The 21,242-nt window shown below is 64.1% G+C and carries 19 protein-coding genes and 2 pseudogenes; 1 reads left to right on the top strand and 20 read right to left on the bottom strand.

Annotated elements, in window-relative coordinates; all coding sequences use genetic code 11:
• Positions 1-22: 22 nt before the first annotated feature.
• From X760_RS56475 to X760_RS56515, 9 genes are all read right to left on the bottom strand, one after another.
• Positions 23-823, bottom strand: coding sequence for a lysophospholipid acyltransferase family protein (locus X760_RS56475; protein ID WP_023719575.1), 801 nt, complete (start codon positions 821-823; stop codon positions 23-25).
• Positions 824-844: 21 nt separating this feature from the next.
• Positions 845-1,339, bottom strand: coding sequence for a ribosomal protein S18-alanine N-acetyltransferase (gene rimI / locus X760_RS56480; protein ID WP_023719576.1), 495 nt, complete (start codon positions 1,337-1,339; stop codon positions 845-847).
• Positions 1,339-2,016: a tRNA (adenosine(37)-N6)-threonylcarbamoyltransferase complex dimerization subunit type 1 TsaB gene (gene tsaB / locus X760_RS56485; RefSeq protein ID WP_023719577.1), complete on the bottom strand. Its 678-nt coding sequence runs from the start codon at positions 2,014-2,016 to the stop codon at positions 1,339-1,341. Before tsaB ends, rimI begins: the two co-directional genes overlap by 1 nt.
• Positions 2,017-2,176: 160 nt before the next feature.
• The gene (locus tag X760_RS56490) at positions 2,177-3,283 is read right to left on the bottom strand and encodes a DUF1513 domain-containing protein (RefSeq protein ID WP_023719578.1); all 1,107 of its coding nucleotides are present in this window, start codon (positions 3,281-3,283) and stop codon (positions 2,177-2,179) included.
• A gap of 2 nt (positions 3,284-3,285) precedes the next feature.
• On the bottom strand, positions 3,286-4,362 hold the full coding sequence (locus X760_RS56495; protein ID WP_023719579.1) for an imelysin family protein: 1,077 nt from the start codon (positions 4,360-4,362) through the stop codon (positions 3,286-3,288).
• Positions 4,362-5,969 (bottom strand): di-heme oxidoredictase family protein, encoded by a 1,608-nt coding sequence (locus tag X760_RS56500; RefSeq protein ID WP_023719580.1) that lies wholly within the window; start codon positions 5,967-5,969, stop codon positions 4,362-4,364. The genes X760_RS56495 and X760_RS56500 overlap by 1 nt, the downstream gene beginning before the upstream one ends.
• Before the next feature lie 12 nt (positions 5,970-5,981).
• Entirely contained in the window at positions 5,982-6,467 is a 486-nt protein-coding gene (bfr, locus tag X760_RS56505) for a bacterioferritin (protein WP_023719581.1), read from the bottom strand.
• Positions 6,433-6,744, bottom strand: coding sequence for a (2Fe-2S)-binding protein (locus tag X760_RS74825; protein ID WP_084642720.1), 312 nt, complete (start codon positions 6,742-6,744; stop codon positions 6,433-6,435). The genes bfr and X760_RS74825 overlap by 35 nt, the downstream gene beginning before the upstream one ends.
• Before the next feature lie 55 nt (positions 6,745-6,799).
• On the bottom strand, positions 6,800-8,041 hold the full coding sequence (locus tag X760_RS56515; protein ID WP_245278611.1) for an imelysin family protein: 1,242 nt from the start codon (positions 8,039-8,041) through the stop codon (positions 6,800-6,802).
• A 475-nt stretch (positions 8,042-8,516) separates the two neighbouring features.
• Between X760_RS56515 and X760_RS56520 the strand changes: the two genes are divergently transcribed.
• A complete protein-coding gene (locus X760_RS56520) occupies positions 8,517-9,770 on the top strand; it encodes an FAD-dependent oxidoreductase (RefSeq protein WP_023719584.1) in 1,254 nt (417 codons plus the stop codon).
• Between the two features lies 1 nt (position 9,771).
• On the opposite strand, the gene X760_RS56525 is transcribed toward X760_RS56520, so the two are convergent.
• The 11 genes and pseudogenes from X760_RS56525 to X760_RS56575 form a co-directional block, all read right to left on the bottom strand.
• Positions 9,772-11,049: a 4-aminobutyrate--2-oxoglutarate transaminase gene (locus tag X760_RS56525; RefSeq protein ID WP_023719585.1), complete on the bottom strand. Its 1,278-nt coding sequence runs from the start codon at positions 11,047-11,049 to the stop codon at positions 9,772-9,774.
• 143 nt (positions 11,050-11,192) lie between these two features.
• Positions 11,193-11,942, bottom strand: coding sequence for an ABC transporter ATP-binding protein (locus tag X760_RS56530; protein ID WP_023719586.1), 750 nt, complete (start codon positions 11,940-11,942; stop codon positions 11,193-11,195).
• Positions 11,939-12,813: pseudogene (locus X760_RS56535) on the bottom strand (ABC transporter ATP-binding protein). Before X760_RS56535 ends, X760_RS56530 begins: the two are co-directional and overlap by 4 nt.
• The gene (gene nikC / locus X760_RS56540; protein ID WP_023719587.1) at positions 12,810-13,730 is read right to left on the bottom strand and encodes a nickel transporter permease; all 921 of its coding nucleotides are present in this window, start codon (positions 13,728-13,730) and stop codon (positions 12,810-12,812) included. Before nikC ends, X760_RS56535 begins: the two are co-directional and overlap by 4 nt.
• A gap of 13 nt (positions 13,731-13,743) precedes the next feature.
• The gene (locus X760_RS56545; RefSeq protein ID WP_023719588.1) at positions 13,744-14,811 is read right to left on the bottom strand and encodes an ABC transporter permease; all 1,068 of its coding nucleotides are present in this window, start codon (positions 14,809-14,811) and stop codon (positions 13,744-13,746) included.
• A gap of 18 nt (positions 14,812-14,829) precedes the next feature.
• Positions 14,830-16,473, bottom strand: coding sequence for an ABC transporter substrate-binding protein (locus tag X760_RS56550; RefSeq protein ID WP_023719589.1), 1,644 nt, complete (start codon positions 16,471-16,473; stop codon positions 14,830-14,832).
• 201 nt (positions 16,474-16,674) lie between these two features.
• Complete coding sequence (locus X760_RS56555) at positions 16,675-17,952, bottom strand: lytic murein transglycosylase (protein WP_023719590.1); 1,278 nt, start codon at positions 17,950-17,952, stop codon at positions 16,675-16,677.
• 197 nt (positions 17,953-18,149) lie between these two features.
• Positions 18,150-18,755: a recombination mediator RecR gene (gene recR / locus X760_RS56560; protein WP_023719591.1), complete on the bottom strand. Its 606-nt coding sequence runs from the start codon at positions 18,753-18,755 to the stop codon at positions 18,150-18,152.
• A gap of 382 nt (positions 18,756-19,137) precedes the next feature.
• Positions 19,138-20,091, bottom strand: a complete 954-nt coding sequence (locus tag X760_RS56565; RefSeq protein WP_023719592.1) for a cell wall hydrolase — start codon at positions 20,089-20,091, stop codon at positions 19,138-19,140.
• A 185-nt stretch (positions 20,092-20,276) separates the two neighbouring features.
• Complete coding sequence (locus X760_RS56570) at positions 20,277-20,600, bottom strand: YbaB/EbfC family nucleoid-associated protein (protein WP_023719593.1); 324 nt, start codon at positions 20,598-20,600, stop codon at positions 20,277-20,279.
• 33 nt (positions 20,601-20,633) lie between these two features.
• Positions 20,634-21,242 (bottom strand): annotated as a pseudogene (locus X760_RS56575) (DNA polymerase III subunit gamma/tau); the annotation flags it as partial.

The raw sequence follows: 21,242 nt of genomic DNA on the forward strand, positions 1-21,242 counted from the left end.
ATCTGGCCGGAACCTGCGCGGCTTACCGGCTTGGGCGCGGTTCGGCGAGAGCCGCCTGTACCATCTCGCGCACCTGGCGTTCCATCTGCTTTGCCGTTTCCTTGCGGCTGGAGCCCTTGGAGAAAGCAATCGCCTCGCCAAAATGCACCTCGACGTCGAGGGCGCCCTCGGCCATCAGCACCTTCAGATGCGGCATCAGCTCTTCATCGCCGATCCAGGCGGCAACCGGCCGATGCCGGCGGCCGAGCGGCACGCCATGCAGGCGCGTATAGACGATCGCCACCGGCTGGATGAAGACCTGTTCGGCCGCCCCTTCCGCAATCGCCATTGTAGCGGCGCCGAACAGCGTACTCTTGAACGGCAGGATCATGTTGCCGTCGCCGGTCGAGCCTTCGGCAAACAGCACCATGGCGTCGCCCTTAGCCATGCGGCCGGCGATCTCGCTCGCCTGGTCGCCCGACGAACGTTTGCGCTCACGTTCGATGAAGACAGTGCGCTGCAGCTTCGACAGCATGCCGATCAACGGCCAGCCGGCCATGTCGGCCCTGGCGATGAACGTCACGTCGACCATCGACCCCAGTACCATGATGTCGGTCCAGGAGATGTGGTTGGCGGCAATCAGCAATGGGCGCTGGCCGGACAGCGCCCCCTTGACATGGATGCGCAGCCCCAGCGCCCTGACGATCATCCTGTGCCAGATCTTCAGGATGAAGGTCTCGCGCCAGAGCCCGGTCCTCATCGACAGGACCTGCAGCGGCACAAGCACCAATGAGCCGACGACAACCAGCCCCAGCGCCAGGAAAATCCTGATTTTTCCGATCATCCGCACCACCCCGGCGTTTGGCTAGCGAAGATCGCGGCGCATGACAAGCGCGCCGGTCGGGCCGTGTTCCGGCGATTTGTAATAGTTGGCGCGCTTGCCGACCTCGCGGAAGCCAAGCCGCCGATAGAGCGCGATCGCAGCGACGTTGGTCTCGTCGACCTCGAGGAAAAGTGCCTCGGCGCGCTGTGCGTGCAATTCGCGCAGCACCGCATCCATCAATTGCCAGCCGAGCCCCCGGCGCCGATGCGAGCGTGCCACCGCGACCGTCAGGACCTCCCCCTCGCCGGCCGCCAGCCGCGCCAGCACGAAGCCGACCGGCGGCTTGGCGCCCTGTCCGGTCTCGCGCGCGGCATAGCCGAACACGGTGTCCTGCTCGAGCAGTGCGGCGAATTCGTCGTCGGTCCACGGCCGCGCGAAATCCTCGCGATGCAGCACCGACATGGCCGCGCTGTCGGCAATTGTCAGCGGCTCGAGCGCATAGTCCCTGCGGCGCGGCTGGAGGAACGGAATGCGCATCAGTTTTTTTGCCTCGATAAAACAAAGCCGGCCTGCGGCTTGGCGTCGGCGCCGCGCAGATAGAGCGGTTTCGGCTTTTCGCCCTCGCCCTTGGCTGCGGCCCGATGGGCATAGACGGCGATGTCGGCGGTGGCCGCCGTCCCGCCGAGATCGAAGCTGCGCCCGGCCGCCGCGGCAATTTGGGTTGCCGCCGTGCCCGCCAGAACCGGAGAGATGTCGGTCGCCATGGCTGCGGCTTGCGAGAGCGTGGTCACAGCCGGACCATAGATCAGAACCGACCTCTCATCGTAAAGCGCCGCATGGATCTCCTCGCGGCCTGCATCGAGCGCGGCGAGCACGGCGCGGCGGGGAAATATCGCTGCGGCCTCTGCGGCCAACGCCTCCAGAGTCGTCACGCCGATCGCGGGGATTTTCAGCGCCAGCGCAAGGCCGCGCGCCGCCGAGACGCCGACGCGCAGACCGGTGAAGGAGCCCGGACCGGTCGCAACGGCAATGGCGCCGAGGCCGGTAAAGTCCGTTCCGGCCGCCTTCAACGCCCCTTCGATGACACCCATCAGATGCTCGGCATGACCCTTGCCGAGATCGAGCACCGAACGGCCGAGTTCTTTCCCGGCCGCCGCGTCGTAGACGCAGGCGGCGCAGAGATTGGCGGCACAGTCGATGGCAAGCAACTTCATGAAGCGCCCGGTTGAGACAGTTTCGAAAGCAGCCTCCCTCTGCCCGCCAAGGCTGATCCCCGCAAGGGGAATATCCACAAATCTTCAGGCGACTTGCTTGGAGTGTGGGTCCAAGAAGGTAAGTTTCGACGAACGCAACTGCCACAAACCGTTGCCAGGATTAGCCGATCTGCTCGATACGCAGCACGTGATTGTCCCAGACATAGTCCGGCTCGGAACGGATCGTGCCACCGCCCTCGACAATTTCGCCGGCGCCCGTCGTCGCCATGAAGCTTTTCCCATCGGGCGCCACGCCACAGACCTCGACCAGCGCCTTGGTAGCGACGATGCGGCTGCTGGCGGTGTCGATCACGGCAAGCGAATTCCCCTCAGGCGAAGACACGGCGATGGTGCCGGCGGCAGGGTTGGCGGCGACCGAGCCGATATAGTTCCTGAAGCCGGAGAGCACGTCTTGCGACATGTCGAGCAATTGCAAGTCCTTGCCGCGCGGCGCGCGGCCGACCAGCGGGGGACGATCGGTACCCGGCCCCCTGTATTGACAGCCGAACCAGACGGTGCCGGACCGGTCGGCATCCATATGGCGGATCGACAGTTGGTGCAGCGCCGGCGGCAATTCGTGCTTTTCGGTGAGATCGCCGGTAAGGCGGTCGACCAGAACATAGGACGGCTTCATCGTTGCGATATTGAGCTCTGCGCGGCCATAATCCGGATGCGTCTCGATGCCGCCATTAGCCACAGCAATCGTCCTGCCATTGGAAAGCAGCAAAAGCTCGTGTGGGCCCATGCCGTAGGTCGGGAACTCGCCGATGCGCTTGAATTTCGCATGCGCGTCATAGACGCCGACCACGCCGGCGGCATTGTCGAAATCGTTCTCGGTGGCGTAGAGCAGCGTGCCGTCGGCCGAGAACACGCCATGGCCGAAAAAATGTCGGCCGGCAACGCTGGCAATGGTCTGCGGTTCATCGCGGCCGGTATGGTCGAAGACGACAGCAAAGGTGCCCGGCTGCCTGGCAAACACCACCGACCGCTTCGACACCGGGTCGAAAGTAACGTCGTGGCCCCGATCGGGCAGATCGATCGTGTGCAGCAACTTGCCGGCCTCGGACAGGACGGCCGCGCCATAGCTGCCGTCGCGCTTGACGAAAGCGGTGGCGAAGACCGCGTCGGCGTCGAGTGTCTTTGCCCAGGCCGACGGCGCCATCGCCGCTACGAAACCAGCGCCTGCGGCCCTCAGGAAATCGCGCCGATCGATCAGCGGCGTCCTCATGATCAGTCGCCGTCCAGTGACGAGAACCCGGCGGTCAGGCCAAATTCGGCGGTCAGCCTGGTTCCGATCAGGGTCGTCAGGCTGGATGTCACCAGCGAGAAATAATCGAGCTTGCGGCGCAGCGCCGGATCGGCAAGTGCCTTGTCGATCGGACCCCTGATCGCCTTGGCCGCCTCGATCCCGTTGGTGAGCTGGATGTGAACCGATTCCGCCATCCAGCGCGCATCGGGCGGCAGCGCGTCGCCAAGCTGCGAGGCCTGGAACAGCGCGTCCATGCCCGCCAGGTTCCCGGTCAGCGAGCGGGCGGTGTTTTGCGAGCGCCAATAGATCGCCTGTTTCGGTTTGTCGGCCTCCGGCTTGGCGCCCAGGAAGCCTTTCAGGCGCACGTCGCGCACCATTTTCAGCTCGTTGATGAAGACGCCGACCAGTTCGGTCACCGCTTCGGTGCCGCCGTGATAGAGCGCGTTCTGCGGACCCGGATTGGCCCAGAGCGCGGCAAAACCGTCGGGCTTGGTCCAGGCATCGCTGACCTCGCCGGCGATTGCCTCGATATTGCCGGCAATGGCCGCACCGTAGGCGCAGCGATAGGCGGCGTCCCTGCCGGCCAATTGATCGGCGCCGTCACCATGGAGCACGAATTCCAGTGCGCCGAGCCCTTGCATGGCGACGCTCTTTGTCGCCAGCTGGGCCGGATCGGCGGCTGTCGGATCCTTGCCGGCAAGTGCTGCCTGCACCTGCTTCAGGCCGATGCTCTTGCGGTCCGGCCAAAACAGCATGCGCTCAAGCCGGTTGTTTTCGGAGATCGGCCCGAAACGGATGATTTCCACCACCGACCAGGCATCCACGACACCCGAGAATTCGGCGCGTGCCGCATCGAGATTGTCTTGCGAGGGCGCCTGGCAAAGCGCGTGCATGATCTTCGCCAAGCTGTCCGCATGGTCATGCAGCCTGGCATAGGCCGGGCGGACGAAGCCGTCGGTCGCCCGCTGGATCACATCCGAAGCCTTCACCGCCGCGGATGCTGGCAGCGCACCGTTGAGGACCAGCAGAGCGAGCGCAAGCGCAAGACGCTTCGGCATCAGAGCGACTCCAGAAATTTGATCAGCGCATCGCGATCGGCCGCATCAGCGGCGGCAAAGCGGTCACGCGCCTTCTGGCCCTCGCCGCCATGCCACAGGATCGCCTCGGCCAGGCTGCGCGCGCGCCCGTCATGCAGGAAGAAGGTGTTGCCGCTGACGGTCTGGGTGAGCCCGATGCCCCACAGCGGCGGCGTGCGCCATTCGCTTCCCGTGGCCTCGCCCACCGCCTGCCCGTCGGCAAGGCCTGGTCCCATGTCGTGCAGCAGGAAATCGGAATACGGCCAGATCAGCTGGAAGGCCTGCGCCTTATTCGGGGTGCCGCGACGGGTGACGAATTTCGGCGTATGGCAGGAGATGCAGCCCATATCGTAGAACAGTTTTTTGCCGGCGAGCACGTCCGGTCTGTCGAGACCGCGCCGGGCCGGCACGGCAAGGTTTTGCGAATAGAAGGTAACGAGGTCCATGATCGGCGGCGGCGCTTCGACCGGACCGAGGCGCTCCTGCACGCCGTTAGGCAGGGCAAGGCAGGTCTTTTCTCCGGAGGTGCAATCGCCCCAGTGCTTCGGCACCTCGGGCGTCGAAATGCCGATATCACCGGCAAAAGCGTCCGCCGATTGCTGGCGGATCGATGCCGCCTGCGCCTTCCAGCCGAAACGGCCGAGCGTCAGTTCACCGCTGCTGCCGTCACGTATTATGTTGGGCCTGCCGGAAATCCCGTCACCATCGCGGTCGGCCGCATCGGCACGCGCAAGGATGTCGGCAGGAGCGATCTGCTCGACCAGGCCGAGGCCGATCATCGGCGGCGTCATGCGCGGCGACAGCGTGGTGTGCGGGTCGAGCGGCCCGTAGGCGAGGCCCTCGACCGAATAGCTCGGCTTGCGCAGCGACACCGTGCTGCCATCCGCCAATTTCACCTTCTCGTCCTGATAGTCGACATGCATCCTGCCCTCGCCCTGCAGGCCGGGTACCGCCAATTCCTGCAATTGCGTGCCATAGACCGGGTCGGGGAAGTTGAGCACCTTGTGATCGGCGAGCGCGGCTTCCTCCTCCTCGGTACTGGCTTGCCTTGCCAGGCGCAGGAACATCGAGGTGGTGCCGCTGTCGCCTTGGGGCGGATGGCCGCGGCCGTCCTTCAGATGACAGTTCTGGCAGGCGCGCTCATTGAACAGCGGACCGAGCCCATCCGAGGCCTGTGTCGAGGATGGCGAGGACACCCAGTTCTTGCGGAAGATGGCGTTGCCGAGCTTGAAGGTGCCCTCTTCCTCGAAGCTGATGTTGGCAGAGGATTGCGAGAAGGCGTCCTTGTTGACGTCCTTCTTCGAGGTGCCGGCGCCGCCCTGCATTAGCTCGAATTGCTCGGGCTTGGAGAAATCGCTGGTCGGCCTGGTAATGGCGATGACGCGCGCCAGATCCTTCGGCGTCAGATCGGTGCGGCTGGTAGCAAGCCCCGCCGGTTGCGGCGCTCCGGCCAGCGCCGAGGCTGTGAGCGTCGCCACCACGGCAAGAAAAGCGCCGCGAACCATTCCGTATCGCGGTTTCTTCTGAGGCGGCAGGCCGCAATGCTCGGCCGGCCGCAAGCGGCGCATGAAATCTAGGGGGCGCCGCATTCCTGCATGTCCTTATTCCGCCTCGTCGGCCGATGCCGCGTTGAGCTGGCCGTATTTTTCCTCGCCGATCGAGGCCAGCAGATCGAGTTGCGTCTCGAGGAAGTCGATGTGACCTTCCTCGTCAGTCAGCAATTCCTCGAACAGCTTCATCGTCACGTAGTCGCCTGCCTCGTTGCAGATCTCGCGCGACCGCTTGTAGGCAGTGCGCGCGTCATATTCGCCGGCAAGATCGGATTCGAGCACTTCCTTGACATTCTGCCCGATGCGCAGCGGCGCCACGGACTGCAGGTTCGGATGGCCCTCGAGGAAAATGATGCGCGCCACGAGCCGGTCGGCATGGTGCATTTCCTCGATCGATTCGGCGCGTTCCTTCTTCGCCAGCTTGGCGTATCCCCAGTCTTCCAGCAGCCGGAAATGCACCCAGTACTGATTGACCGCTCCAAGTTCCAGAAACAGAGCCTCGTTAAGCCGCTCTATGATCTGCTGTTCGCCTTTCATGGGTTCTGCTCCCGTATTGGACGCGCAGGCCTCTGACGCGATCCAGGTGTGAAACGATGTCCACGCCACTCGCCGCCGAGCGGGTGTGGTAATTTTCGGTGACCCGAATGATCGTTTCGACCACATTTGGGAAGCAGCCGCAACAGCGACCGCGCTTGTGCATGGCATGATAGACCTTCGCCGGCACGATAAGCTGCCAAGGGTCCTCATCCAGCAGTTCGACGATCGTCTGCTCTATCTCCTTTTCGGTGATGATGTTGCAATGGCAGATCAGCATTTGGCGCTCTGGCTGACGGCGCTCATTGCACCGCGTGGCTGGTGGTTTCGATAGTTTACTGGAACACCTTGTCCGGTGAATCGAGGCTGTCCGAGCCCTCGAAGGCTATGGCATTGAGCTTCAGGGTACCGACGGCGCGTTCGATCGACTTGGTCTGATCGACCAGCGCGTCGATCGCCGCCTGCACGGTGGCATTGCCTTCCGTGTTGCCCTCTCCGATCTGCTGGTCATAGGCCTCGCCGGCAAGCGCCCGCGCCTTGATGGCCTCCATCTTGGCGACGGTGACATCCAGTTTGTCCGATAATTCCTTGTCGATCGCCGGATCGGCCGCCTTGACCATGTCGGCCACCGACGGGCCCTCGACGACAGTGCCGTCAAGCCGCGTGTAGCTGCCGCGATAGGCGGCGCGGATGCCGACGGCGTCATTGAGATGGGAGTTGTAGGTGTTGTCGGAGAAACAATCGTGCTCCTCTTCCGGATCGTGCAGCAAGAGGCCGAGCTTCATCCGCTCGCCGGCGAGCTCGCCATAGGACAGCGAGCCCATGCCGGTGAAGATGGTCGAAATGGCGGCGTTCGGCTCGCCATCGACAAGGTTCTTGCGGGCGGCGCCGCCTTCTTTCCAGTCGTTGACCATGTCCTTGAGATCGGAAACCAGAAGGTCGCTCGCCGATTTCAGGTACTGCGAGCGGCGGTCGCAATTGCCGCCGGTGCAATTGGTGAGGTCGTAATCGGTGTAGGGCCGCTCGCCGGCGCCCGGACCGGTGCCGTGCAGGTCTTGCCCCCACAGCAGGAATTCGATGGCGTGATAGCCGGTCGCCACATTGGCCTCGATGCCGCCGGCCTCCTGCAGGGTGCCGGAGAGGAACTCCGGCGTCAGATTGGTGGCGTCGACCTTCTTGCCGTTGATCTCGATCGACTTGTTGGCGATCACATTGGCGGTGTAGAGCGCGTTGGCGTCCGATTCGGTGCCGTAGCTCTTGGCGACATAGTCGATCAAGCCTTCGTCGAGCGGCCAGGAGTTCACCTTGCCTTCCCAGTCATCGACGATGGCATTACCGAAGCGATAGACCTCGGTCTGCTGATAGGGAACGCGCGATGCCTTCCACGCCTCGCGGGCGGCATTCAGCGTCTCAGCCGATGGCTTGGCGAGCAGTGCATCGACAGCCTTGTCGAGCGCCTCGGCCGTGATCAGCGAATCCTCGTATTTGGCAAGCGCAATGTTGGAATAGGTCTTGATGACCGCCTTGGTATCGGTTTGCGCCTTGGCCGGCAGCACGAACACCGCCGCCGTGAGCATCGCGGTGGCGCCGATCGCCGCAAGCCTGCCGCCATACCGCGCCGTGATCATCGTTCTCATGACTGTCTCTCCTCGGGAATCAATGAAATGCCGGCGCCGCGGCGGGCAGTTGCCAGCGGGCAAAGAAGGGTCGCGCCATCGCGCGGTTCGCGGAAGAAAGACACCGAAATGCCTCCAATCGAAAGGGTTCAAGGCCCAGACATCAAAGGGATGCGCTGACGCGCGAGCTTCCATAAAACGGCGAAGACGCCGGATGTCAACCGGTGGGCGTAGAAAAAATTCAATTGAAACAACAGTTTAGAATTATTCTAAACTAGAACTGTCAACTTTAACGCCGATCTATCCGGAATGCCGGCGCATGAAGCGATTGACAGGTGGCCGTTCCGGGTGCGACCCGGATCGGCGCTCTTGCGGCGGCGCCGGACAATCGCCACCTGGCGGGAAGTCCTAGATTTGGAGGAGGAATCGGGCTGTTATGAAGAACGGGGTTGTCATTGTCGGTGCGGGTCATGCGGGCGTGCAAGCGGCCGCCAGCCTGCGCGAAGAAGGCTATGACGGTCCGGTGATCCTGATCGGCGACGAAAACGAATTGCCCTACCACAAGCCGCCGCTGTCGAAGACCTTCATCAAGGATCAGCAAGCAAAGTCGCAGCCGCTGCGCGGCGAGGCTTTTTATACCGGCAGCGCCATCGACTTCCGGCCAGGCATCCGGATCGAGCGCATCGATGCAGGCGGCCGCAGGCTGGAGATATCGGGCGGCGGCGTGCTGCCGTTCGACCGGCTGGTCCTCGCCACCGGCGCGCGGCCGCGCCTGCTGCCGCTGCCGGGTTCGGAGCTTTCCGACGTTGTGTCGCTGCGCTCGCTCGGCGATGCCCGCCTGATCCGCCAATTGAGCGTGCAAAGCGAGGAGGTCGTCATCCTCGGCGGCGGCTTCATCGGCCTGGAGATTGCCGCAACGCTCACCGCCGCAGGCCGCAAGGTCACCGTGGTCGAGGCGGTCGACCGGCTGCTCGGCCGCGCCGTGGCGCCGGTCATCGCCAGCCATGTGCGCCAGCGGCTGGAAGCGACCGGTGTGCGCATCCTTACCGGCACCACCATCGAACGGCTGGAGGGCGAGAACGGCCGTGTTTCGGCTGCAATCACCTCATCCGGCGAGAGATTGCCGGCACAGATGGTCGTCATCGGCATTGGCGTCGTGCCGAATGTCGAATTGGCCGAAGCCGCCGGTATTGCCATCGCCAACGGCATCCGCGTCGACCAGCAGATGCGTACGTCGATGCCAGAAATCCTCGCCATCGGCGACGCCGCCTCCTACCGGCACTGGTTCACCGGCGGCGACGTTCGGCTGGAATCGGTGCAGAACGCCACAGACCAGGCGCGGCTCGCCGCTCGGACCATCGTCGGCCATGCCGACAATTATTCGGCGGTGCCGTGGTTCTGGTCCGATATTGGCGACATGAAGCTGCAGATGGTCGGCCTGATTTCAGGTGGCGACAGCCATGTCGTGCTGGGCGACGTGGCCGAGAACAAATTCTCCGTCTACCACTATGCTGGAAGCCGGCTGCTCGGCATCGAATCGGTCAACCGGCCAGGCGACCACATGCTTGGCCGCAAGATGCTCGGCGCCGGCTTTTCGCCGTCGCCGCAGATTGTCGCGACCGGGCCCGACGGGCTGAAGGCGGCGCTCGCCGCCTTCCAGCAGGCAGAGCCTGCAAGAGCGGCCGGATAGCTCAGGCGGCGCGAACTTCGCGGATCGAGCTTTCCAGGATGTCGAGCGCCTCGTTCATGACGCCATCCTGGATGGTGATCGGCGCGAGGAAGCGGATGACGTTGCCGTAGACGCCGCAGGTCAGCAGGATCAGGCCCTTGTCGAGTGCCTTCAGCCGCACCGCATTGGCGATTTCCGGCGACGGCAGCCCCTTCGTCACATCGTTGAACTCGACCGCGTTCATGAAGCCGGGGCCTCTGATATCGACGATCTCCGGCGCTTCGTCGCGGATCGATTGCAGGCGCTGCTTCAGACGGTTGCCCAGCGTGTTGGCGCGGTCGCAGAGCTTCTCTTCGTCGATGACGTCGAGCACGGCATGCGCCGCGGCGACGCCGATCGGGCTGCCGCCATAGGTGCCGCCAAGCCCGCCGGGGTTCGGTGCATCCATGATCTCGGAACGCCCGGTGACCGCCGCCAGCGGGAAGCCGCCGGCCAGGCTCTTGGCCATGGTGGTGATGTCGGCCGCCACCTCGTGGTGGTCCATGGCGAACATCTTGCCGGTGCGGGCAAAGCCGGTCTGCACTTCGTCGGCGATCAACAGCATGCCGTGCTGGTCGCAGATCTTGCGCAGTGCGGTCATGAAATCGCGCGGCGCCTCGTAGAAGCCACCTTCGCCCTGCACCGGCTCGACGATGATCGCGGCGACTCGGGCCGGATCAACATCGGCCTTGAACAGCCGGTCGAGCGCGGCCAGCGAATCGGCGACCGAGACGCCGTGCAGCGCCGCCGGGAACGGCGCATGGAAAACATCCGCCGGCATGGCGCCGAAGCCGACCTTGTAAGGCACGACCTTGCCGGTCAGCGCCATGCCCATGAAGGTGCGGCCGTGAAAGCCGCCGGAAAAGGCGATGACTGCCGGCCGCCCGGTGGCGTTGCGGGCGATCTTGATGGCATTCTCGACCGCCTCGGCGCCGGTGGTGACGAAAATCGTCTTCTTGTCGAACTTGCCGGGCAGCATGCCGTTCAGCCGTTCGGCCAGCCTGATATAGCTCTCATAGGGCACGACCTGGTAGCAGGTGTGGGTGAAACGGTCGAGCTGCGCCTTGACCGCTTCGATCACCCTGGGGTGGCGATGGCCGGTGTTGACGACAGCGATGCCGGACGAGAAATCGATATAGCGGCGGCCTTCGACGTCCCAGATCTCCGAATTTTCGGCGCGATCGGCATAGATCTGCGTGGTCATGCCGACGCCGCGCGAAATCGACTGGTTCTTGCGTTCGGAAATGGCTGAATTTGTCATGTACCCCTCGCCGGGCCGGCGCCCGCTCTCGTTTGATGGCTGTTGAGACTCTTCTGGGCTTATTTCAGTTTTTCCTCAAGTTGGCACCGCCGCCGGGCGATTGGGCCTGCCGACGCCGCGGTCAGCAACCGAACGCCCGTCGCTCATGCCGTCCTGACAAATCCTTCGCTCGCCCTCAGCAGATTGCGCGTGTAGTCCTTGCTGACGCGGCGCTCGACAAGGTCGCCGGCAGCGAGGTGCTCGACCGCCTCGCCGTTCTGCATCACCATCAGCCGCTCGCACATATGGGTGATGATGGCTAGGTCGTGGCTGACCATCAGGAAGGTCAGCTTGCGGCGCCGCCGGATCTCCTCCAACAGGTTCAGCACTTCGGCCTGTACGGAAGCGTCGAGCGCCGAGGTGGGTTCGTCGAGCAGCAGGATCGAGGGTTCGAGGATCAGGGCGCGGGCGATCGCGACGCGCTGGCGCTGGCCGCCCGACAGTTGATGCGAATAGCGGAAGCGGAATCCGGTTCCCAGGCCGACCTCGTCCAGCGCCCGCTGGATGCGCTTTTCGCCGTCAGCAAAGCCGTGAATGGCGAGTGGCTCCTGCAGCAGGCGGTCGACGGTCTGGCGTGGGTGCAGCGAGCCGTACGGGTCCTGGAAGACCATCTGCACCTCGCGATAAAACGCCTTGTCGCGGCGCGCGCCGAGCGTTTTGCCGTTGACGGTAATGGTGCCTGATGCGGCCGGCGCCAGGCCGGCGATTGCCCTGAGAAGGGTCGACTTGCCGGAGCCGGACTCGCCGACGAGGCCGAACGATTCACCGGATTGCACCTCGAGGCTGACGCCTTTCAGCGCGCGGAAGCGGTCGAACGTCACCTCCAGCCTGCCGACGGAAAGGGCTGTCGTCATGCCGCCCACTCCGGCTTGCGGTCGAGCACCGGCAGCGGGTGGCGGTCGGCGCCGATCTTCGGCATGCAGTTGAGCAGGCCGCGCGTATAGGGATGCTGGGCGCGGCCGAGCTCGGAGGCCTTGAGCTGTTCGACCACCTTGCCGGCATACATGACGATGACACGATCGCAGAAGGACGAGACCAGGCGCAGATCGTGCGAGATGAAGATCAGCCCCATGCCGCGCTCGCTGACCAGCCGGTCGAGGATGCCGAGCACGTCGAGCTGCACGGTGACGTCGAGCGCCGAGGTCGGCTCGTCGGCGATCATCATCTCCGGCCCGGCGATCAGCATCATGGCGATCATGGCGCGCTGGCCCATGCCGCCGGAAACCTCGTGCGGATGCAGGTCGAAGACGCGGGCCGGATCGCGGATCTGCACAGCCTCCAGCATGGCAAGCGCGCGCTCGCGGGCTTCGGCCTTGGAGACCTTCTCATGCGTGCGCAGCGTCTCGACGATCTGGCGGCCGATGCTCATCACCGGGTCCAGCGAATATTTCGGATCCTGCAGGATCATGGCGATACGCTTGCCGCGCAGCGCGCGGCGCTCGCGCGGCGAGGCGGCCAGCAGGTCGATGCCGTCGAAAGCGAGCGTCTTCGCGGTCACCTCGGCCTGCGGCGGGGTGACGCCCATGATGGCGCGGCCGGTCTGCGACTTGCCGGAGCCGCTTTCGCCGACAATGCCCAGCCGCTCTCGGCCGAGCGNCCGCTCTCGCCGACGATGCCGAGCCGCTCGCGGCCGAGCGAGAAGGAAACGCCGCGCACCGCCTCGATCAGGCCGGTGCGCGTCGGGAAGGTGACGCGCAGGTCGTCGACTTCGAGAAGCGTGCTCATTGGTCACCGCTTCGGGGATCGAGCGCGTCGCGCAGGCCGTCGCCGAGCAGGTTGAAGCCGAGGCTGACGATGAGGATGGCAAAGCCCGGCGCGCCCGCCACCCACCACTGGTCGAGCACGAAGCGGCGGCCGGACGCGATCATCGCACCCCATTCCGGCAGCGGCGGCTGCGCGCCGAGACCGAGGAAGCCGAGGCCGGCGGCGGTCAGGATGATGCCGGCCATGTCGAGCGTCACCCTGATGATCAGCGAGGAGATGCAGAGCGGCATGATATGGCGGAGCACGATGCGGAACGGCGAGGCGCCCATCAGCTGCACGGCCTTGATGTAGTCCGAATTGCGCACCGTGAGCGTTTCGGCGCGCGCGATGCGGGCATAGGGCGGCCACGAGGTGATGGCGATGGCCAGCACGGCGTTCTCGATACCGGGGCCGAGCGCGGCGACGAAGGCCAGCGCCAGGATCAGCTTCGGAAAGGCGAGAAAGATGTCGGTGATGCGCATCAGGATCGCATCGATCCAGCCGCCGGCATAGCCGGCAACGGTGCCGACCAGCAAGCCGATGGGCGCGGCGATGATGGCTACCAGAATGACGACGTAGAGCGTCCAGCGCGAGCCGAAGATGATGCGCGAGTAGATATCGCGGCCGAGATCGTCGGTGCCGAACCAGTGCGCCGCACTCGGCGCCAGCAGCCGCGAGCCCTTGAGGTCGCCGAATGTCGGCGAATAGGGCGCCAGCACATCGGCGAAGGCCGCGACCAACAGCAAGGCGATGATGATGAGCAGCCCGAGAAATGCCAGCCGGTTGGCAGAAAAGCGCCGCCAGGCCACATAGGCGCGGCCGAGCCTTGCTTGCACGCGCGACACCGGCCGCTCGCTGAGCAGCCAGTCGCGGCGGGTTTGAATCGCTTCTATGCTCATCCCGGCTTGGTCCTCATCCCGCCTTGGTCCTGGGATCGAGCACCCGGTAGAGCAGGTCGGAGAATAGATTGATGGCGATGAAGACCGAGCCGATGATGATGGTGCCGCCGAGCACGGCATTCATGTCGGCGTTCTGCAGCGAGTTGGTGATGTAGAGGCCGATGCCCGGCCACGAAAACACCGTCTCGGTCAGCACCGAGCCTTCGAGCAGCCCGGCATAGGACAGAGCGATCACCGTAACCATCGGCACCGCGGCGTTGCGCAGCGCGTGACCCCAGATGATGCGCGTTTCGGACAGGCCCTTGGCTCGTGCCGCGACGATATATTCCTGGGTGAGTTCGTTCAGCATGAAGGAGCGCGTCATGCGGCTGATATAGGCGAGCGAGAAATAACCGAGCAGCGAGGCCGGCAGGATGATGTGGCGGAAGGCATCGGCAAATACGTCCCACTGCCGCTGCCAGAGTGCATCCAGCAGGTAAAAGCCGGTAATCGGCGTGAAGGTGTATTCGTAGACGACATCGAGGCGGCCGGGAAAGGCGACCCATTGCAGCTTGGCGTAGAACAGAACCAGCGCCAGCAGCCCCAGCCAGAAGATCGGCACGGAATAGCCGACAAGGCCGATGATCCGCACGACCTGGTCGATGACGCTGCCGCGCCGCACCGCGGCCAGCACGCCAAGCGGCACGCCGATCACCGAACCGATCAATGTTCCCAGCGTCGCCAGTTCGAGCGTCGCGGGAAAGGCGCGGCGGATATCGGTCATCACCGGATTGGTGGTCAGCACCGAGGTGCCGAAATCACCGTTCAGGGCATGTTTGACATAGATGTAGAACTGCTCGACCAGCGGCAGGTCGAGGCCCATCTCGCGGCGCGTTCGTTCGACGACATTGGCCGGCGCCCGGTCGCCGAGCACCGCCAGCACCGGGTCGATCGGGATGACACGGCCGATGAAGAAGGTCACCGCGAGCAGACCGAGATAGGTCGTTATCGCGATGACCAGGAACCGGGCGATCGATGAGGCCACGGCAACGGCGCGGGCGCCGCCGCGCCCTGCCGTCACTTCGCTTTCAGCCACACTCATACGGCGCGTCCGCCGGCGTCACTCCTTCGAGACGGGGCCGACGAAGTTGGTGTCGAAGCTCGGGCCGAGCGCAAAGCCCTTGAGGTTCTTGCGCAGGCCGGCCACTTCCAGCTGCTGGTGGATGATGACGAAGGGGCTGGAATCGAGGATCTTCTTCTCGAGATCCTGGTACATTGCGGCGCGCTTGGCCGCGTCCTTCTCGAGCAGGGCGGCCTCCGTCTGCTTGGTCAGGTCCGGAATGTCCCAGGCGTTGCGCCAGGCCAGCGTCTTGGTCTTGCCTTCATCCGAATTGTCCGGGTTGCTGGCAAAGGTCTGCGCATTGGAATTCGGGTCGAAATAGTCCTGGCCCCACTGGCCGATATAGATGTCGTGGTTGCGGGCGCGGTATTTGGTCAGCGTCTGCTTGCCGTCGCCGGGGATGATCTCCAGCTTGATGCCGGCCTGCCCCAGCGTCTGCTGGATCGATTCTGCCATGCCCGTCGTCGGCTGGCCGGTGCGCACGTCCATGGTGACGCTGAAGCCGTCGGCGAGACCCGCCTTGGCAAGCAGTTCCTTGGCCTTGGCGACGTCGAACTTGAACGGGTTCTCGTCCAACTCGCCGAGCACGCCCTTGGGCAGGAAGGTCTGGTGGATCTCGCCGATGCCCTTGAGGATAGTCGTGCTCAAGGCGTCGTAATCGACCAGATATTTGAAGGCCTGGCGAACCTCGGGCTTGGCGAGGTTTGCGTTCTTCTGGTTGAGGCTGATGTAATAGACCGTGCCCTTCGGCGCGCTGGTGGTGGTGAGGTCGGCATTCTTGGCGATGGCGTCGAGATCGTTGGGCTCGAGATTGCGGGCGACGTCGATATCGCCGGCTTCCAGCGCCAGGCGCTGGCCCGAACTTTCCTTCATGTTGCGATAGATGACACGGGCAAGCTTGGCCTTCTCGCCGTAGTAATTGTCGTTGCGCTCCATAACAACGGCCTCGTTGGCCCGCCATTCGCGCAACTTGAAGGCGCCGGAGCCGGCATAGCCGGTCTTCAGCCAGGCATTGCCGAAGTCATTGTCCCATTTGTAGTCGGCGCTGGGCGTGACCGCGGCGACATGCTCCTTGACCAGCTTGGCGTCGACGACCGAGGCGACAGTCGCCGACAAGCAGTTCAGCACGAAGCTCGGCGCATAGGCCTTGTCGACGGTGAACTGGAACGTCGTATCATCAACAGCCTTGGCCTTGTCGGTGACGTTGCCGCCATCGATGCCGAACTGGCCGATAATAAAGGCCGGGCTCTTGTCGAGCTTGATCGCGCGCTCGAACGAATAGGCGACGTCCGCCGCCGTGATCGGATTGCCGGAAGCGAATTTGAGGCCGGGCTTGAGCTTGAATGTGTAGGTCAGGCCATCGTCGGAGACGCTCCAGCTTTCCGCGAGATCGCCCTTGACCTTGGAGGTGTCGCTGAGGTCGAGGCGCACCAGAAGATCGTAGGTGTTGCCGGTGATTTCGGCGGTCGACAATTCGAATGCCTCGCCCGGATCCATGGAGATGATGTCGTCGATGGCGAAACCTTCGACCAGCGTGTCGGCGGGCGTGACCGCGAAGGCAGGCGCAGCGGCCAGAAGCAGCGCGGACATGGCCGCGCCCGCGAGCAAGAAGCGGGAGCGTAGAGCAAACTTTTCCATCATCATTTTAACTGTTCCCTGTTTTTGTTGACCTGAGTTCCCGGCTCAGGGTTGTGGCATTTTCTTGCCGCGTCGAACGGTGATTCCCGGACCATTGTCTTGGCAATTTTTGTGCAGTTCCGGCTCACCATATCCGGCGGTTTCGAGCGCGGCAACGAGCATTTGCAGAACGGTCGATTGGGCCAGACCGGCGGTGCGAAAACCCGGCTATTTCAGCGCGGTAACCAGGTCGGCGTCGGGAAAGCAGGTGGCGGAACGGCCGTTTCTGGCCTGCCATTTGCCGATCGAGCGGCGCGTCTTGAAGCCGGGCAGGCCGTCGGCGCTGCCGACATCATAACCCTTTGCCTCCAGCGCCCGCTGCAGGGCGGCGATGTCGGAGCGGTAGAGCCCGCCGACCGCGCCCCAATTGCCCGAGAAATTACTGTCGCCATGGGCGATGCGATCGGCGCCATGGCCGATAAACAAGGCATAGAGATCGCTGGTGTTATACTGCTTCAGCACGTAGAAATTGGGCGTAACTATGAAGGCCGGGCCGCTGCGGCCGGCCGGCATCAAAAGAAAGCCCTCGGCTTTCAGTTCGCTCGCCGGGAACGGTTTACCCGACACACGCCTGATACCCATATCAGCCCATTGCGAAATCTTCTTGCCCTGGTCCGGACCTTCGAGCGAGCACGAGACGCTTTCCGGCACCGTCACCTCGAAGCCCCAGCCGCGGCCCCTGACCCAGCCATAATGCACGAGATAATTGGCGATCGACGCCAGTATGTCGGGCGTCGAATTCCAGATGTCGGTGCGGCCGTCGCCATCGAAATCGACGGCATGCTTCAGAAACGACGTCGGCATGAACTGCGGCTGGCCGAGCGCACCGGCCCAGGACGATTTTATCGCGCCGACCGGGGCAAGCCCGCGCTCGACGATCCCGAGCGCCGCCAGCAGCTCGGTGCGGAAGAATTCTTTCTTCGTCGACATGAACGCCTTGGTGCCCAGCACCTCGAAGGCGTCGTAGGGCAGCTTTGCCGCACCGAAGCCGCTCTCACGGCCCCAGATCGCCAGCAGCACTTCGCCGGGCACGCCGTAGCGCTTCTCGATCGCGGCCAGCGTGCTGGCGTTGGCCGCCTCGCGGGTGCGGCCGCCGGCGGTCACCGCACGAACTATCTTTTCGGCGAAATAGGCGCCGGGCGAACCGAACTCGGCCTGATGCTGTTTCCGCGGCGTCGTCGCCCTCTCGCCCGGCTTCACCAGGTCGGGCAGCTTGAGGTTCGGCTTGACGCCGTCGAAGGCGGCATCGAAGGTTTCCCTGGAGATGCCTTTGGCATTGGCTTCAGGCCAGAGGTCGTTGCCAAGCCAGGCGCGGAACTGGTCGTCGATTTTTGCCGCGGAGACAGGGGTGGCGAGGAGGAAGGCGGCAAGTGCGGCGAGAAGAAACGCGACGGCTATTTTGTGAAAGCAGCGATCCGTCCCACCCCCCTCTGTCCTGCCGGACATCTCCCCCGCAAGGGGGGAGATTGGCTGTCGCCTCTGCTTCCGCCAATTTTCGACGTTGAAAGATTGGCGGCGAGATTGACGCTGCCGATCTCCCCCCTTGCGGGGGAGATGTCCGGCAGGACAGAGGGGGGTGTGACAGAGTGCCCGCCTTAAAAAATGCGCAGCAGCCATCATCCGCACCCTCCCCGCAACTCGCCTCAAAACGCGGTTCGCGAGCGCAACGCGGCGGCCAGCGTGCCTTCGTCGAGATAGTCGAGTTCGCCGCCGACCGGAACACCATGCGCCAGGCGCGTCACCTTGATGTCGAAGCCGGAAAGCTGGTCGGTGAGGTAGTGCGCGGTGGTCTGGCCCTCGACCGTGGCGTTGACGGCGAGGATCACTTCCTTGACTTCGCCGCCGGCGACGCGATCGACCAGCGAACGGATGTTGAGCTCATCAGGACCAATGCCGTCGAGCGGCGACAGCGTACCGCCGAGCACATGGTAGCGCACGTTCATGGCGGTCGCCCGCTCCAGCGCCCATAGGTCGGCCACGTCCTCGACGACGATGAGCGTGGTGGGGTCGCGACGCGCGTCGGTGCAGATCATGCATGGGTCTGAGGTGTCGACGTTGCCGCAGGTCGAGCAGATGCGCACCTTGTCGACCGCCTCGCCCATGGCGGCGGCGAGCGGCGCCAGCAGCTGTTCCTTCTTCTTGATGAGGTGGAGCGCGGCGCGGCGTGCCGAACGCGGGCCAAGCCCCGGCACCTTGGCCAGCAACTGGATCAGGCGTTCGATCTCGGGACCGGCGATTCGCTTCGACATCGCACCGGTTTAGACCATGATCCCGAAAAGTGGAAACCGGTTTTCGGAAAAGATCATGGTCAAACAAGACGATAGAGCCCCATTCCGATCTATCGGAATGGATCAGGCTCTAGGATTTTTCAACGGGTTTTGGAACACTGCTGAGGCGCGGGATGTTCGATGCGCAAAGAGGCAATCGCTTTAGGTTTGCGCCGCCCCTCATTGCCCTGCCGGGCATTTCTCCCCGTATAGCGGCGGGGAGAAAGGGCTGACCGCAACCTCGGTCCCTTTTTTTGCGACGCCGGAAATTGGCGAAATCCTTGGCAACAGCGTCCTTCTCCCGTCACTATACGGGGAGAAGATGGCGGCAGCCAGATGAGCGGCGGCGCCGACGTTGACCGTCTCAGTTTTCTTCCAGCGGCCGGGTCTGGCCGGCGATCATCGCGCCGATGGCGTCGGTGTTCTCGGGCGTCGCCTCGAACGACATTGTCGGCTCTGCCGGCGCTGCCTCGAAGGAGGTGACAGGCCGTGCGCTCGCGGTCCCACCGAAACGGGCCGCATCGGGCTCCTGCATTGGTTCTTGCAGCGCCACCAGCACCGGCTTCTCCTGGGTGGGCTTCTCTGGGGCCGCCCTCTCCGGGGTCGCCATCCCGGCAGTCACCCTTGTCTGCTTTGCCGGCTGCGATGCGGCGGCGGTCACATAGGTCGCCTTGGCGAATGTCGGCTTGGCGTCGCGCGCCGGCTCGGCCGAGGCGACAAGTATGGCCTGAGCGGCAGGCGCTTGCGGCTTGGCCTGGGCCACGGCGACCACCGGTTCGTCCGGCAGCGGCTGCCAGTTGCGGCCGCGCTTTTCATAGAAGGCATTGCCGCCGGCGACCATGGTGTAGTGCATGTTCTTGTAGGGGAAGCGCAGGCCGGCGGTGTGGAAGTACATCGTGTTCTTCAGCTTGGCTTTGCGCTCGCCCTTGAGCACCGCCGCGGCGGCTTCCTCGACATCGGGCATCGCCTTCGAATTCATCGGCCGCGTCATGACGCCCGGCGCGAATTGGCCGCGCTCGCCAACGACCTGGCAGATGGTGTTGCCATGCTTGCCGGACCGCAGCCGGTTCATCACCACCGTGCCGACCGCAATCATGCCGTCACGGCTCGACCGGTTGGACTCGAAGAACATTGCCCGCTCCAGGCACTCCTTTTCCTTCGGCGTGGAATTGTAGGAGCGCGAGCTCAGGAAACCCGGCGTAATGGCATCGGTCAGGCTGGACATGCCGTGCGAGGCGGTCTGACTGCAAGCAGCCAAAAACAGCGGCGAGATAACGACGCCGAGCCGCAACGGCGTCTTCCATCGGGTAGAGATCAACAGGCGTCCCCTCATTCTGCTGCCAGCCCGCCCCTGGTTGCGGCAAGAATGAGACACTTTCAGGCAAAAAGATGGCTAAAGCGTTATTAAGTGTGGGGAGTTGCCTAATAGACACAGCCGGCGGAAGAGCAAGCACTGGCTGCTGCACTCTTCGGCCACTGTAACGGCATACCGATTGACTAGCCTTAGAAGGGCAGTTTCATTCCCGGCGGGATCGGCAGTCCCGCGGTCAGCGCCTTGGTCTTTTCCTGCATGGTTTGCTCGACCTTGGTCCTGGCGTCGTTGTGGGCAGCGAGAAGCAGATCCTCGAGAATCTCGACCTCGTCCTCCTTGAACAGCGACGGGTCGATCTTCAACGACTTCATCTCGAATTTGCCGGTCAGCGTCACGCTGACCAGGCCGCCGCCGGCCTGTCCGGTGGCTTCCAGCGTGGCGATCTCATCCTGCATGGCCTGGAACTTGGCCTGCATTTCCTTTGCCTTGCCCATCAGGCCGAGAAGATCTTTCATCGCACGGTCCTTTGCAGTTGGTGCCGGTTGTTTTCAGGTTTCGTCGTCGTCTGCCGGCGGCTCGACCGGCACTTCGCCCTCGGCCGCATCGGCTTCCGGCGCGTCGGGAATGCGCACGTCGATGATCTTGGCGCCGGGAAAGCGCGCCAGGATGGCGGCGACCGTCGGATCGCTCTTGGCATCGAGGAAGGCATTTTCGCGCTTTGTCGATTCCATCTCGGCCAAGGTCTGGCCGCCCTCTTCCTTCGACAGCGACACCAACCAGTTGCGGCCGGTCCAGGCGCGCAGCTTGGCGGTCAAATCGTTGAGCAGCATCTTCGGCGCATCGTCGGTCAGGCTGACGTCGATACGGCCGGGCTCGATGCGCACCAGGCGCACGCAACGCTTCACCAGCACCTTGAAGGCCATGTCGCGCTGGGCGTCGGCAAGGGCGACAATGTCGGCTAGCGACTTCACCGGCACCGGCGGCGCCTCGACCACCGGCCCCGGCGGAGCAACGAAATTGGTCGGCACCGGCTCGGGCTCGACCAGGCGCATCGACTGCGCGCCGCCATTGGCCGTCGGCATCCGCGTCTGCGCCACGGCACCGGCACCACCGCTTGCAGGCCCATGGCTTGCGGGGCCGGGGCTTGCGGGGCCGGG

Origin of the sequence: Mesorhizobium sp. LSHC420B00, from assembly GCF_000503055.1 — a bacterium.
Taxonomy (GTDB): Bacteria; Pseudomonadota; Alphaproteobacteria; order Rhizobiales; family Rhizobiaceae; genus Mesorhizobium.

Excerpts from the sequence above, each read along its gene's own strand:
- X760_RS56475 (WP_023719575.1), bottom strand. The coding sequence starts at position 823 with ATGATCGGAAAAATCAGGATTTTCCTGGCGCTGGGGCTGGTTGTCGTC.
- rimI (WP_023719576.1), bottom strand. The coding sequence starts at position 1,339 with ATGCGCATTCCGTTCCTCCAGCCGCGCCGCAGGGACTATGCGCTCGAG.
- tsaB (WP_023719577.1), bottom strand. The coding sequence starts at position 2,016 with ATGAAGTTGCTTGCCATCGACTGTGCCGCCAATCTCTGCGCCGCCTGC.
- X760_RS56490 (WP_023719578.1), bottom strand. The coding sequence starts at position 3,283 with ATGAGGACGCCGCTGATCGATCGGCGCGATTTCCTGAGGGCCGCAGGC.
- X760_RS56495 (WP_023719579.1), bottom strand. The coding sequence starts at position 4,362 with ATGCCGAAGCGTCTTGCGCTTGCGCTCGCTCTGCTGGTCCTCAACGGT.
- X760_RS56500 (WP_023719580.1), bottom strand. The coding sequence starts at position 5,969 with ATGCGGCGCCCCCTAGATTTCATGCGCCGCTTGCGGCCGGCCGAGCAT.
- bfr (WP_023719581.1), bottom strand. The coding sequence starts at position 6,467 with ATGAAAGGCGAACAGCAGATCATAGAGCGGCTTAACGAGGCTCTGTTT.
- X760_RS74825 (WP_084642720.1), bottom strand. The coding sequence starts at position 6,744 with ATGCTGATCTGCCATTGCAACATCATCACCGAAAAGGAGATAGAGCAG.
- X760_RS56515 (WP_245278611.1), bottom strand. The coding sequence starts at position 8,041 with ATGCTCACGGCGGCGGTGTTCGTGCTGCCGGCCAAGGCGCAAACCGAT.
- X760_RS56520 (WP_023719584.1), top strand. The coding sequence starts at position 8,517 with ATGAAGAACGGGGTTGTCATTGTCGGTGCGGGTCATGCGGGCGTGCAA.
- X760_RS56525 (WP_023719585.1), bottom strand. The coding sequence starts at position 11,049 with ATGACAAATTCAGCCATTTCCGAACGCAAGAACCAGTCGATTTCGCGC.
- X760_RS56530 (WP_023719586.1), bottom strand. The coding sequence starts at position 11,942 with ATGACGACAGCCCTTTCCGTCGGCAGGCTGGAGGTGACGTTCGACCGC.
- nikC (WP_023719587.1), bottom strand. The coding sequence starts at position 13,730 with ATGAGCATAGAAGCGATTCAAACCCGCCGCGACTGGCTGCTCAGCGAG.
- X760_RS56545 (WP_023719588.1), bottom strand. The coding sequence starts at position 14,811 with ATGAGTGTGGCTGAAAGCGAAGTGACGGCAGGGCGCGGCGGCGCCCGC.
- X760_RS56550 (WP_023719589.1), bottom strand. The coding sequence starts at position 16,473 with ATGATGATGGAAAAGTTTGCTCTACGCTCCCGCTTCTTGCTCGCGGGC.
- X760_RS56555 (WP_023719590.1), bottom strand. The coding sequence starts at position 17,952 with ATGTCCGGCAGGACAGAGGGGGGTGGGACGGATCGCTGCTTTCACAAA.
- recR (WP_023719591.1), bottom strand. The coding sequence starts at position 18,755 with ATGTCGAAGCGAATCGCCGGTCCCGAGATCGAACGCCTGATCCAGTTG.
- X760_RS56570 (WP_023719593.1), bottom strand. The coding sequence starts at position 20,600 with ATGAAAGATCTTCTCGGCCTGATGGGCAAGGCAAAGGAAATGCAGGCC.